Source organism: Cupriavidus sp. 10L45, assembly GCF_056395225.1.
This window is the reverse complement of the sequence record NZ_JBFTJC010000008.1, coordinates 105,153-116,641: the sequence shown is the minus strand read 5'-3', so window position 1 is coordinate 116,641 and position 11,489 is coordinate 105,153. Positions and strand designations below refer to the sequence as shown.

10 protein-coding genes and 1 pseudogene are annotated in these 11,489 nt (G+C 61.9%); 5 read left to right on the top strand and 6 right to left on the bottom strand.

What is annotated here, in order from left to right; all coding sequences use genetic code 11:
• Positions 1–52 precede the first annotated feature (52 nt).
• The 5 genes from AC1DFU_RS15955 to AC1DFU_RS15935 form a co-directional block, all read right to left on the bottom strand.
• Entirely contained in the window at positions 53–1,477 is a 1,425-nt protein-coding gene (locus AC1DFU_RS15955) for a heavy metal-binding domain-containing protein (RefSeq protein ID WP_441590910.1), read from the bottom strand.
• Positions 1,478–1,549: 72 nt separating this feature from the next.
• Complete coding sequence (locus tag AC1DFU_RS15950; RefSeq protein ID WP_092297915.1) at positions 1,550–2,473, bottom strand: multicopper oxidase domain-containing protein; 924 nt, start codon at positions 2,471–2,473, stop codon at positions 1,550–1,552.
• A gap of 26 nt (positions 2,474–2,499) precedes the next feature.
• Entirely contained in the window at positions 2,500–2,871 is a 372-nt protein-coding gene (locus AC1DFU_RS15945; protein WP_441590912.1) for a c-type cytochrome, read from the bottom strand.
• Complete coding sequence (locus AC1DFU_RS15940; protein ID WP_092297918.1) at positions 2,868–3,572, bottom strand: c-type cytochrome; 705 nt, start codon at positions 3,570–3,572, stop codon at positions 2,868–2,870. The genes AC1DFU_RS15945 and AC1DFU_RS15940 overlap by 4 nt, the downstream gene beginning before the upstream one ends.
• A gap of 20 nt (positions 3,573–3,592) precedes the next feature.
• A complete protein-coding gene (locus tag AC1DFU_RS15935; protein WP_092297921.1) occupies positions 3,593–4,531 on the bottom strand; it encodes a multicopper oxidase domain-containing protein in 939 nt (312 codons plus the stop codon).
• 374 nt (positions 4,532–4,905) lie between these two features.
• Here AC1DFU_RS15935 and AC1DFU_RS15930 point away from each other — a divergent pair, with 374 nt between their 5' ends.
• From AC1DFU_RS15930 to AC1DFU_RS15915, 4 genes are all read left to right on the top strand, one after another.
• The gene (locus tag AC1DFU_RS15930; protein WP_177219975.1) at positions 4,906–5,301 is read left to right on the top strand and encodes an RrF2 family transcriptional regulator; all 396 of its coding nucleotides are present in this window, start codon (positions 4,906–4,908) and stop codon (positions 5,299–5,301) included.
• A 139-nt stretch (positions 5,302–5,440) separates the two neighbouring features.
• Positions 5,441–7,558, top strand: coding sequence for a TonB-dependent receptor family protein (locus AC1DFU_RS15925; protein WP_441590915.1), 2,118 nt, complete (start codon positions 5,441–5,443; stop codon positions 7,556–7,558).
• A gap of 127 nt (positions 7,559–7,685) precedes the next feature.
• Positions 7,686–8,180 (top strand): RrF2 family transcriptional regulator, encoded by a 495-nt coding sequence (locus AC1DFU_RS15920; protein WP_092297930.1) that lies wholly within the window; start codon positions 7,686–7,688, stop codon positions 8,178–8,180.
• A gap of 81 nt (positions 8,181–8,261) precedes the next feature.
• The gene (locus AC1DFU_RS15915) at positions 8,262–8,729 is read left to right on the top strand and encodes a group III truncated hemoglobin (protein ID WP_477159672.1); all 468 of its coding nucleotides are present in this window, start codon (positions 8,262–8,264) and stop codon (positions 8,727–8,729) included.
• 148 nt (positions 8,730–8,877) lie between these two features.
• Here AC1DFU_RS15915 and AC1DFU_RS15910 read toward each other — a convergent pair whose 3' ends face one another.
• Positions 8,878–10,407: an IS3 family transposase gene (locus tag AC1DFU_RS15910; protein WP_441590919.1), complete on the bottom strand. Its 1,530-nt coding sequence runs from the start codon at positions 10,405–10,407 to the stop codon at positions 8,878–8,880.
• 183 nt (positions 10,408–10,590) lie between these two features.
• Between AC1DFU_RS15910 and AC1DFU_RS15905 the strand changes: the two are divergent.
• A pseudogene (locus AC1DFU_RS15905) lies at positions 10,591–10,868 on the top strand (ISNCY family transposase); the annotation flags it as partial.
• Positions 10,869–11,489: the final 621 nt, after the last annotated feature.

The window sequence follows — 11,489 nt, the reverse complement described above, 5'->3', positions numbered from 1 at the left end:
CATGCCGATGTCATTGGGGCGGATGCGCTGCCGCCGCGCTGTCGCCTTGTCGTTACAGGATCTCTTTCGCGGCCGCGCCGCCGCCCATGCGCTGGCGCGTGGCCGCCAGAGAAGCCTCCGCACCGAGCAGGAACTGGCCGTTCACGGCGATTGCCGCGCCTTCGGCCAGTCCGTCGACAATCTCAACGCGCTCGGCGTCTTCCTTGCCCAGCCGCACCTCGGTCGGCACGAAACGTCCTTCGCCCAGCGCGACCATGACGAAGCTCCCGTGGCCGGTGCGCAGCACGGCATCGCGCGGTGCCGTTAGCGTGGTCTCGCCCGCGACCTCGACGATGGCATGGAGGAAGGTGCCGGCGACGAGGGCGGCGGGCACCTGGTTGAGCGTCACGCGCACACGGGCCTTGCGGGTGGCCGGGTCCACCTCCGCCGTGGTGGCACGCAGCGGCGCGGTGGCGCGCCAGCCGGGCACGGTGTCCGAGGTCAGCGTGAGCTGGCCACCCTGCGCAAGCAGTGGCAGTTGATCGGGATAGAGCGACAGCGTGGCGCTAGTGCCGCGCGGGTCGCCGTAGGTCAGCACCGGCTGGCTGGGTCCGGCAAAGCCGCCGGGCCTGACATTGATGGCGGAAACGATGCCGTCGCGCTGCGCCAGCACGGGAATGACCTCGGTAATGCGGCGCTCCGTATCGAGCTTTGCCATGACCGCCGGCGGAATCTCGGCTTCGCGCAGGCGGTCCCGCTGGCGGGCAATTTCGCGCGCAAGACTGCCGAGCATCGCGTTGCTCTGTTCCAGCGCGGCCATGCCGCCGGAGGTCAGGCCGTCGCGGCGGGTCAGCAGGTCGAGGTAGTCGCGCTGGCGCTGTTGCGCCTCGGCGGAGTAGATCTCGTAAAGCACCTGGCCCTGACGCACCCGCTCGCCGGTTGCGGCGACGCCCAGGCGCTTGATCCAGCCCTCGAACTTCGGCGTGGCGGACGTGGCACGTCCCTGGTCGGATTCGAGCACGGCATAGGTGTTGATGACCGGCTTCAACTGGCGGTGCGTGACGACCTCCACCGCGATGCCCATCTGCCGGTAGGCGGCATCGCCCACGGTCACGGCAATCGGCGCGGCGGCAGCGGATTGCTGCGCGTGCTGGTGCTGCGGCATCGACTGGGTGGCGCCGGCCTTGACCAGGTGCATGCCGCAGATCGGGCAGTTGCCCGGCTGGGCCGTGACGATGTTCGGATGCATGGGGCAGGTGTACTGCGTGACGCCGCTGGCGGACTTGGTTGCCGCCGTCAGCAGTGCATTCCCGGCTTCAGGTCGACCGTGCATCTGGTCGTGCCCGCCATCCGCATGCGCCCCAGCATCGGCGGTCACCGCCCGCGCCTGGCTGATCAGTGGATCGTTGACGTAGTCGTACGAAGCCACCATTCCCACCACACCAGCCAGCAGTGCCACGGTAGCGCCGCCGATGCCCAGCATCGCACCTTCTTTCATGTTTTTCACCTTGCTCTCTGTGGCCGGCCGCGACGATGTCCCCGCCTCGGCCAGCCGTTAGCCCCGCGCTGCTTACCTCACGAGGATGTTGTCGCCCTTGCCGGCCTTCGGATCGGCATCATTGGAGAACTGCATGATGGCGATGGCGCCCGACAGCGCCTGACGCAGCGAGTGCGACACGATGGCGTTGGCGCCTTCCTTCGGCGAGATCAGGTCGAACGTGGCGGCATCGCCCGGCCCAACCACGAAGCTCTGCATGCCCACGTGGACGTTCTTGGGGTTGCCGCTGCCGTAGACGCGATCCCAGATACCCGCGATGGGGTGGAGCGACGAGAACTCGTTCACACCGGCGTTGACGAAGTAAATCCGCACGCGCTCGCCCGGCTTGGCTTGCAGCACGCGGGTGGCGCTCGGATCATGCACCGGGTCGTACTTGAAGATGCTGCCGTTGAACATGACGTTGGTCCACTTGTTGGCCATCATGTCCGCCTGGTTGTCCGGATTCGCGTACAGCTCGGACTGGATCAGCACATACTCGCGATCCGCCTTCGGCATGGCCTTGGAATCCTTCGGATCCACGATGATCGTGCCGTACATGCCGCGTGCGATATGCTGGATCATCGGGTCCGCGCCGCAGTGGTAGAAGAACACCCCCGGGTAGTCGGCAGTGAACGTGTAGTGGGCTTCTTCACCCGGCTTCACGGCCTCGAAGTCCTTGACGACATCCACGCGTGCCGCGTGAAAGTCCATCGAGTGCGAGTTCTTGTTCGCCTTGTCGTTGATCAGTGTGAACTCGATCGTGTCGCCTTCGGTGACATGGACCACGGTGCCCGGCACCTGGCCGTCGAAGGTCCAGGTGCGGTACATCGTCCCCTTGTTGTCGATAGGCAGGTCGATCTCCTTGGCTGTCATCGTGACCTTGACGGTCTTCGCATGCGCCTGCACGCCGGCCAGGAGAGCGGCGGCGGCAAAGAGCAGGGTTGGAAGGGCTTTCATTTGTCTTGTGTTTCCTCGGTTGCGTATTACTTGGTGCCAGTCTTGCTTACGAAGCGCAGGTAACTGACCATTTCCTTCATGTCGTCGTCGGTGAGCAGGCCCTCCCATTTCGGCATCAGAACGGATTTCCCTACAGCGAGACCACCTCCCTTGATCGCCTTCAACAGCGTTTCATCTGGTGTGTCACCCATAGCCTTGGTGTCGGTGTGATCGCGCGGCTTGACCGCCATGTCGCGGCTGTTCACACCGTTGCCGTCACGGTTCACACCGTGACACTGCACGCAATACGTGTTGTAGAGCCGTGTGGCATGCGCGAACTGGTCGTCGGCATGCGCACGGTTGATGCCAGCGGCCACAAGCAGCGGCGCGAGCATCAGGAAAGTCGTCTGGCGCCTCATTTCGGCTCTCCCTTCAACGTGGTGATGTATCCGGCCAGCTTCTGGATATCGGCATCATTGAGGTCGAGGCGCGGCATCCAGACATGCGGGTCGAATTTCTGTGGATCCTTGATGTAGGCGACCACGTAGTCCGGCTGCAGCCGCGCGCCACCATCCACCATCTCCGGCCCAGAGCTGCCGCCGTTGCCCGGCTTGGCCGAATGGCAGGAGGCGCAGCCGCGCAGCTTGGCAAACAGCAGGCTGGCCATGGAGGCGTTGGGCGGATCGTTCTTGAAGCCGCCTTTCTCCACCAGGCCGGCATCGCCGCCGAGCTTCATCAACTCGGCGGCTACGGCGGCGGCCTCGTCCTTGTCCAGCTTCGGGTGCGGGCTCAACGCGGCGGGGTCGATGGTGTCGGGCCCCTTGTCGGCAGAGGCCTTGACCGCCCGGGCCACCATCACCCCCGCGGGGCGGATGGTGGTCGGGCTCTGCAGCCACTTCTCCAGCCATGGCTGGTTGAACTTGACGCCCGCGTAGTACAGGTCCGGGCCCTTCCGTTGCCACAGACGATCCACATCGAGCTTCTGGGGTTTCGTGACGGCGTGGCAGGCCACGCATTGCGCCTGCAGGACTTCCTGCCCGGTTTTCGCCTGGGCGGCGGTGCCCGCCGCCGTGAAGGCGAGGGCGGCCACGGCAAGGCGCGTGAGGTGAGGGATGTTCATCGAGATCGTTCCTGGGTCGATTACTGGACGGCCTTGCCCTTGAGCAAGTCGTTGCTGTACTGACCGGGACCCTTCTTCAGCGATTCCTCGTAGTAGAAGTTGGGCTGGTACTTCTTGCCGGCCCAGTCGTACCAGGGGTCCGAAGGCACGCCCGCATACTCCACGACGCTCATGATTCCGCCCATCGGACGATCGCCGTTGACGGTATGGGAGTCGACGTGGTCGTGAACCATCCAGCGGCCAGGGTTGTCGGCTTCGAAGATCAGGTCGTAGCGCTCACCGGGCCCGAACAGCACGGTGTCGGCCATGATGGGGTTGGCCAGCGGGAAGCCATCCTTGAAGGCGATCTTGAAGCTGTGCCCGTGCAGGTGGAAACTGTGCGTGCCGTCGCCAGCGCCAATCAGGCGCAGGCGGACCACGTCGCCTTTCTCGATACGGATGGGCTGGGTGTCCGGATAAGCCTTGCCGTTGATCGTGAAGTAGTCGGGCTTGTCTGATGGCAGGCCGCCGAAGCCGGGCTTGTCCGCCCACTTGGAGTCCCACTCGGAGAACATCAGGATGAATTCCTTGGTGACCTTCTTCTCCAGAGCGGTCGGATTCTTCGGCCGGACGATCAACGGACCCCACATGCCGCGCAGGGCGACGTGTTCATTGACGTTGACGTGGCAGTGGTACCACATGGTGCCGGACGGCGCCGCCTTGAACTGATACTTGAAAGAGTCGCCGGGCTTGATGGCCTCCTGGGTAACACCCGGCACGCCGTCGTTCTTCCAGGAGTTCTTCTGGTACATGCCGTGCCAGTGCACGGTGTGGGGCAGGGCGGTCAGGTTGTTGACGGTGACGTTGACATCGTCGCCTTCATCCACCACATACAGCGGGCCTGGCACCTGCCCGTTGAATGCAAACGTATGGAATTGCTGCTTGTCTACCAACGTGACCCGGGTGTCTTCGATGTTCATCTCGAAGTTCCGGGTTGCCGCGCAAGCACCGTGCGCCGTCAGAAGCGCCGATGTGGCAAGGATTGCGGAAAGTAAGGACTTCAACTTGGTACCCCCGATTGTTTGAGTGGCCGGCCTTCGCCTTTAAAGATGCATTCACTATACATCTTTATATGCGGCAGGGCGGGTTAAGCCACACCACCCGTGAGGACTATCGCGTCCTCCATGCAACGGAAATTTGCCTCTTTATCCGATGCATAGCATTTATGTTGTACTGGGTATGCATCTTTAATAGACTTCATCGAAACATGGATCGGGAAGTCTTGCGAGCAAATGGATACCTATGTCGCTGTCTTTTTACGCCATCCGACGGTGCCGCCTTGCCGGAATGCGTGATGCGCCTGACCGTCTATACCGAGTACGGACTGCATGCGCTGGTCCATCTCGCGCGCAACGATGGCAGGCCGCAGACGGCGAGGAACATCGCCGACGCCATTGGGCTGCCGCTCAATCACGTCGTCAAGATCGTCCACGCGCTGCGCCGTGCTGGCTACCTCGACACCGCGCGCGGGCGTATCGGTGGAACACGCCTGGCGTGTCCTGCATCGGCCATCACTGTGGGCGACGTGGTCCGGGTCTTGGAATACAGGTTGGACTTGATGGCGTGCTTTCGCGCCGGGGGATTTTGCGTGGTCTCGAGCGTTGCCGATTGTCACGCGGCGCTGAGTGGGGCGCTGGTGGCCTACCTCACCGTGCTCGATGGCTACTCGATAGCGGATCTGCTGCCCTGATCGATGCCCGACATCGCAATAGACCTTTTCAATGCCGTGCGCTGCCATGTCGCATGGCGCAGGCCGATACGTGCTTCGTATGCTTTCGTTGCTTGCCCGGGGTCCATACCACGGCACCTGAAACGTAGACGAGAACAAAATGAGATCTGAAAAAGCCTGGCGCAAGACCGCCATTGCTGTAGTCGTACAGACGCTCGCGCTGAGCGGCGCGGCCATCGCGCAAACCAACGCCACGCAGGCATCCAATGACGCGCCACTCCCCACGCTGCCCACCATCACCGTCAGCGCAGCGGCGCCAGCCGAGGGTTCACTCACGGTGCCCGGCGTGGCCCGCCAGCGTGACACGCTGTTCCAATCGGCCGGGTCGGTCGGATTTGTCGATGCGCAGTCTTACACCGATACCTACGCCAGCAATCTGCGCGATGTCCTCAAGGACTCGCCCGGGGTCTACGTACAGGAGCGCTACGGCCAGGAGCTGCGCCTGTCGATCCGCGGCTCCGGCATCTCGCGCGGCTTCCACACGCGTGGCCTGGAAATCCTGCAGGACAGCGTGCCGACCAACTTCGCGGACGGCAGCGGTGACTACTACCAGATCGATCCCATCGGACTTTCCGCGGCCGAGGTCTACAAGGGCGGCAACGGCCTGGCATTCGGCAGCTCGACGCTGGGCGGCGCCGTCAACTTCACCACGCCAACCGCGCTGACGGCGGATGCGCCAAACATGCTGCGCGTGGACGGTGGCAGCTTCGGCACCGCGCGCGCCAGCGGCCAGGTATCGCGACAGATCGGCGCATTCGACTTCCTCGCCAATCTCAGCGTCAATCACTCGGAGGGCTACCGCAATCACGAACGCGGGCAGTACGAACAGCTCAACGCCAACTTCGGCTACCGCTTCAGCCCGGCCGTGGAAACGCGTTTCTACTTCGGGGCCTACGTGGTCGACCAACTGCTGCCAGGCACGCTCACGCTCAATGAGGCGCTCAACGATCCGCGCAAGGCGTCCGCCAGTGCGCTGGCAGGGGACCAGGCACGTAACACGCGCACCGAGCGGCTGGCCAACGTGACCAGCGTGAAGCTGGACAACGGCCAGCTGGACTTCAGCACCTGGCTCATCCACAAGAGCCTGTACCACCCGATCTTTCAGGTCATCGATCAGGACTACTGGACCTACGGCTTTGCGCCGCGCTACACCGGCAACTTCACGCTGGGCGGCATGCGCAACCAGTTGATCGCCGGGGCACGCTTCTTTGGTGGCAACAACAATGCCCGCCAATACGTCAACGTTAATGGCGACCGCGGCGCACAGACGCTGAACGCCCGGCAGGATGCCTTCAACTACGAGGCCTATCTCGAAGACCGGCTGTACGTGCGGCCTACGGTCGCGCTGATGGCGGGAGCGAAGGCGTACCGCAACCGGCGGGAGTACCAGGACTACGGCGGCTTGTCCGCCAGCCCAACGGCCAAGTCGGACAGCGCCACCTACAGCGGCGTGAACCCGAAGTTCGGCGTGCTGTGGGAGCCGCGCAAGGACGTGCAGGCCTTCGTCGACATCACGCGCAGCGCCGACGTGCCGGACTTCTCGGACCTGAACCAGACCATCGGCGCGACCAACCAGTTCGTGCCACTGGCGCAGCAGCGCGGCTGGACGGTGGAGGCGGGCACGCGCGGGCAACTGGACCGCTTCGGCTGGGACCTGACACTCTATCGTTCGCTGGTGCGCGACCAGATGCTGCAGTACACGGTCAGCCCCGACGTGCCAGCCTCCACGTTCAACGCCAACCGGACCATCCTGCAGGGCGTGGAGCTGGGCGCCAGCGCCGAGATACTGCGCAATATCATTGGCGCAGGCGACCGGCTCACGCTGTCGCAAATGTGGAACTACAGCGATTTCCGCTTCGACAACGATCCGGTTTACGGCAACAACCGCATCGCGGGCGTGCCGCAGCATGTGCTCCGCACGACCGTGGCCTACAACAGGGGCTCCGCGCGCGTGGCGGGCACGATCGACTGGGTGCCGACCGGCGCCTACGTGGACTACGCCAACACGATGAAGGTGCCGGCCTACGTGCTGTTCGGCATCCAGGCCAGCTACGAATTCCAGCGCGGCGTCACGCTGTTCCTCGACGCCCGCAACCTGGCCGACAAACGCTACGTCAGTGACTTCGGCACCGTGGCGAATGCGCGCACTGCCAACACGGCGGTTTTCTACCCAGGGGTCGGACGCGCGTTGTATGCGGGGGTGAAGTACAAGTTCTGATCGTGGTGGGATGCGGCGGTCCTGGCGGCCGCATTCCACCTGACTCGGGGGTCGATTCCCTAAAAGATGCATTTGGCGCGTAAGATATACTGACGCGTCCCGTCCTGGAGGCGAGTGGGGATCGAAGATGAGACTGACCGACTACACCGACTATGCACTACGTACGTTAATCTACATTGCTGCGCACCCGGACGAACTGGTGACGATCCAGCGGATTGCGGACAGCTTTAGCATTCCCAGGAACCACCTGATCAAGATCGTGCACCGGCTGGGGCAGGAGGGTTTCCTGCATACCCTCAGGGGCCGCTCCGGCGGCGTCCAGCTCAACCGTCCCGCGTCCAAGATCAACGTCGGCGAAGTGATTCGCACGATGGAGAGTGATTTTGCGATGGTCGAATGCTTCCACGCGGAAGGCAATCAATGTGTCATCACCCCGATATGTGGCTTGCGCGGCGTGCTGCACGCGGCGCTGGACGCATACTTCCGGGTGTTGGACGAACACACGCTCGAAGATCTCATTCTCAAGCCGAAGATGATGCAGCGCGTGCTGGACGAGCACGCTGCCGCGTCTGTGCTGGCGCGGATCCCCGTCAAGGTCTCGAGGCAAGCTGCGAAGACCTGACGAAGGGCAGGGGTTTATCTGCGCATTCGTCAGCCCCGACTATATAGATGATAAGATGCATTCTTGATGCATCTTTTAGGGATGACGATGCCCGGGAATAACCTTCAGACCGCCAGCGACGCCGTGGCCCAAGGCGCGCATCTGCCCGACGAAGCCGAAATATCGGCATTTGTCCGTGCCTTCTACGCGCGGGTTCGCGCCGACGAGAGTATCGGCCCGCTTTTCGACCGAGTCATCTCGGGCCGATGGGACCAGCATCTCACAACGATGGACACGTTCTGGTCAAGCATTGTCCTTGGGAGCAAGCGCTACCGGGGGCATGTCCTGTCCCGCCACATGATGCTCGCGGGGATCGAGGGCCATCATTTCGACCGCTGGCTCGAACTCTTCATCGACACGGCACAAGCCACTTTCAACAAACCAATAGCAGCCGAGTTCGTGCGGCCGGCATTGCGCATTGCCAAGAGCCTGCAATTGGGGATGTACGGCATGTCCTACGAGGTGCCAGCCGGGCAACGGGAGCTGCTGGACCGGTACACGGGCAGGTAGCCAGCCGCAGCATGTCCGGGGCAAGGCTGCCTGCAGGGCTTTCGGCCTCGGATCATTGATTTAACATAATACGCATTATGCCTCTGAACGATGTTGGCGCTAAATAGTAATGTCGTATCTGGGGGTGCGGACGATTTCTTGGACTGTTTTAGGTTGCGATTCCCAGGTGGCGCCGGTAGTCGACCGGGCTCATTGCCTGCAGGGACAGCTTGATGCGCCGTTCGTTGTACCACTGGATGTACGAGTTTAGCTCGTGCATAAATCCTTCTACCGTGGTGCCGGCCCAGTTGCGACAGTAGTACATCTCGTTTTTCAGGCGTCCAAAGAATCCCTCGCAGGCAGCGTTGTCAGGTGAGCAGCCCTTTCGCGACATGGATCGGACGAGACCCGCCGCGTCGATACGTTGTAGCCATCCCGGCCAACGATAGTGCGCGCCTCTGTCACTATGTACCACAGGCCTGTCGCCATCGGTGAGCGTGGTGATGGCACCATCGAGCATGCTATTGACCAATTGCGCGTCAGGCCTCGTGCCGATAGACCAGCTCACAACCTTGCCGTCAAAGCAATCGATCATGGGCGATAGATACACCTTGCCTGCCGGAAGCTGGAACTCGGTGATGTCCGTCAGCCATTTCCGATTCGGCGCCTGCGAATGGAAATCCCTGGCAATCAGGTTCTCGGGGGCAGTACCAATCTCCCCGCTGTAGGAGCTGTACCGGCGACGTGGCCGGTGGACGGCGAGCTGTTCCTCAGCCATCAATCTGCGCACGATCTTCTCGGAGATCCGTATATCGCGCTGACTCAGCAGCGCGTGGATACGACGATACCCATAGCAGCGATGATTGCTGTCAAAGATCTCGACCATGGCGTTACGTACATCGGCGTATTTGTCGCGCAGGCCCAATCCCGTCTTGTGATAGAAATAGCTACTACGTGCAAGCCCGATGACGCGGAGAAGTTCAGACAACGAATACGTAGTTTTCAAGGCATCAACCACCTGTGTCTTCTCCCTGTTTGTCAGGGGCAGGGAGTTGATGCCTTGGTCTTTTTTTATTAGATCGCCCGCCCGCGCCAGGATGTCGCGCTCAAGTTGCAGCTGGCGTACCTGCTGTTCGAGCTGCGCGATTCTTTCCAAATGCGTCGCATGATCGTCTTCAGGAGAGACCAATTTACGTTTGCGCATAGATCGATATGCCTCGTCTCCGAGCAGTTGATCTTTCCACTTGTACAGCATCGGTCGGCTCACTCCAACCTTTTCTGCTATATCTTTCGCGGAGCCTTGGCGGGCGCAAAGGTCGGCGACCGCCTGCTGTTTCTGATTGGTTGCAAACGGTGCACTGGCGTTTGTGTTCGTGACCAGGCGGCGCGAGCCAGGACGCAGCTCGTCAATCCAGCTGCCAAGCATTTGGCTACTGGGATATCCGAGGGCTCTGCGGGTGCCAGCCAGAGAGCAGCCATGGTCGAAATAATGATCCACCGCCGTGCGTTTCTGCTCCGGCGTGTATCGCTGCCTCGGACGGCGGTGCTTGGGCAAGTCTCCCAATGCCTGGTAGATGTGCACCCACCGCTTCAGGTTCTTGCCTGACGGATATCCCAGTTCACGAACGACCGTTGCCGTCTTCCCGCCGTACTTAAAATACAGCTTGACCGCCCTGATGCGATCCTCGTACGAAAACATGAACTACCTCCAAGTAGTCCAAATTTTCGTCCGCACCCCCTCTGAGCCAAATAGAAATGTCCGGATTGGCCATGCTGTTCGCCTTGCGTTTCACGCACGGGAGCAACACCATGGGACGACCGGATACGTCACCATGAGCATGCGGGAACTGGATCGCAGCAGAGTCATCGAGGCCGTCGTGGGCTGGTGTTTGTCGACGACGCCACCGTCCGGCTAATGCAGCTGCTGTTCGTGCCGACCGAATCGACGCCGGCTTACTTCGCCGTCACCCGGGCCTACATCGAACGGCACGGCAAGCCGATGGCCTTCTATTCCGACAGGCCGAGATCTTCCGGGTCAACCGACAGGAGACTGCCGAAGGCCGCGGCTATACGCAGTTCGGGCGCGCCCTGTTCGAGTTGAACATCGACATCCTGTGTGCCAACACAAGCCAGGCCAAGGGCCGCGTCGAGCGAATGAACAGGTCGTGCGAACGAGCAAGGTAGTACCACTCGACTTTCCCTTCTCCGGTAGCCACGACGGCAAGTACACCAACTCGCTCGCCTTCTTCAGCCGCTTGCAGTCCGTCCTCGAAAGCGTAGTGAAGCTGAGATTCGCGCTTGGTTGGCAAGCCGGACTGGCTGACAATCGGCCAGGAAATCACAACAAGTGCTCCGTGCGAGGATCTGTGAACCCAGTCAGGCAGCTCGCTTCTGAAGCGAATAATTCGGCGAACGCCTCCACCCGAGTCCTTGGTAGCGGTGACCTCCCAAGCCCTGACTCGCGTGTGAAAACGAGGTGACTGCGACCATAGTGGCGACAAACCATTTTGAGAAGCGCATCTGGATATGTAGGATTGATTTAGAAGGAGCTGCTGCGGCGGCAAATCCAAGCGGCCTCCTGGAGGCCTTATTCTTTTTGGAGTGTCGCGGGATGGCTCGATTTGTTCCAGATTCGTTGAGAGGCGTTGTTGCGCGGCCTCAGCCCTGGTGGCGCCCGCTGCAGTCGGCGCGATCCAGCAGCAACCGGCAGCTTTACGCTCAGCCCCTACCTGTTGAGTCTGCCGCTGGTACTGGCGGCGGTCATTCTGGTCGCGTGGTTCC

Excerpts from the sequence above, each read along its gene's own strand:
- AC1DFU_RS15930 (WP_177219975.1), top strand. The coding sequence starts at position 4,906 with ATGCGCCTGACCGTCTATACCGAGTACGGACTGCATGCGCTGGTCCAT.
- AC1DFU_RS15945 (WP_441590912.1), bottom strand. The coding sequence starts at position 2,871 with ATGAGGCGCCAGACGACTTTCCTGATGCTCGCGCCGCTGCTTGTGGCC.
- AC1DFU_RS15935 (WP_092297921.1), bottom strand. The coding sequence starts at position 4,531 with ATGAACATCGAAGACACCCGGGTCACGTTGGTAGACAAGCAGCAATTC.
- AC1DFU_RS15950 (WP_092297915.1), bottom strand. The coding sequence starts at position 2,473 with ATGAAAGCCCTTCCAACCCTGCTCTTTGCCGCCGCCGCTCTCCTGGCC.
- AC1DFU_RS15955 (WP_441590910.1), bottom strand. The coding sequence starts at position 1,477 with ATGAAAGAAGGTGCGATGCTGGGCATCGGCGGCGCTACCGTGGCACTG.
- AC1DFU_RS15910 (WP_441590919.1), bottom strand. The coding sequence starts at position 10,407 with ATGTTTTCGTACGAGGATCGCATCAGGGCGGTCAAGCTGTATTTTAAG.
- AC1DFU_RS15940 (WP_092297918.1), bottom strand. The coding sequence starts at position 3,572 with ATGAACATCCCTCACCTCACGCGCCTTGCCGTGGCCGCCCTCGCCTTC.
- AC1DFU_RS15915 (WP_477159672.1), top strand. The coding sequence starts at position 8,262 with ATGACGATGCCCGGGAATAACCTTCAGACCGCCAGCGACGCCGTGGCC.
- AC1DFU_RS15920 (WP_092297930.1), top strand. The coding sequence starts at position 7,686 with ATGAGACTGACCGACTACACCGACTATGCACTACGTACGTTAATCTAC.
- AC1DFU_RS15925 (WP_441590915.1), top strand. The coding sequence starts at position 5,441 with ATGAGATCTGAAAAAGCCTGGCGCAAGACCGCCATTGCTGTAGTCGTA.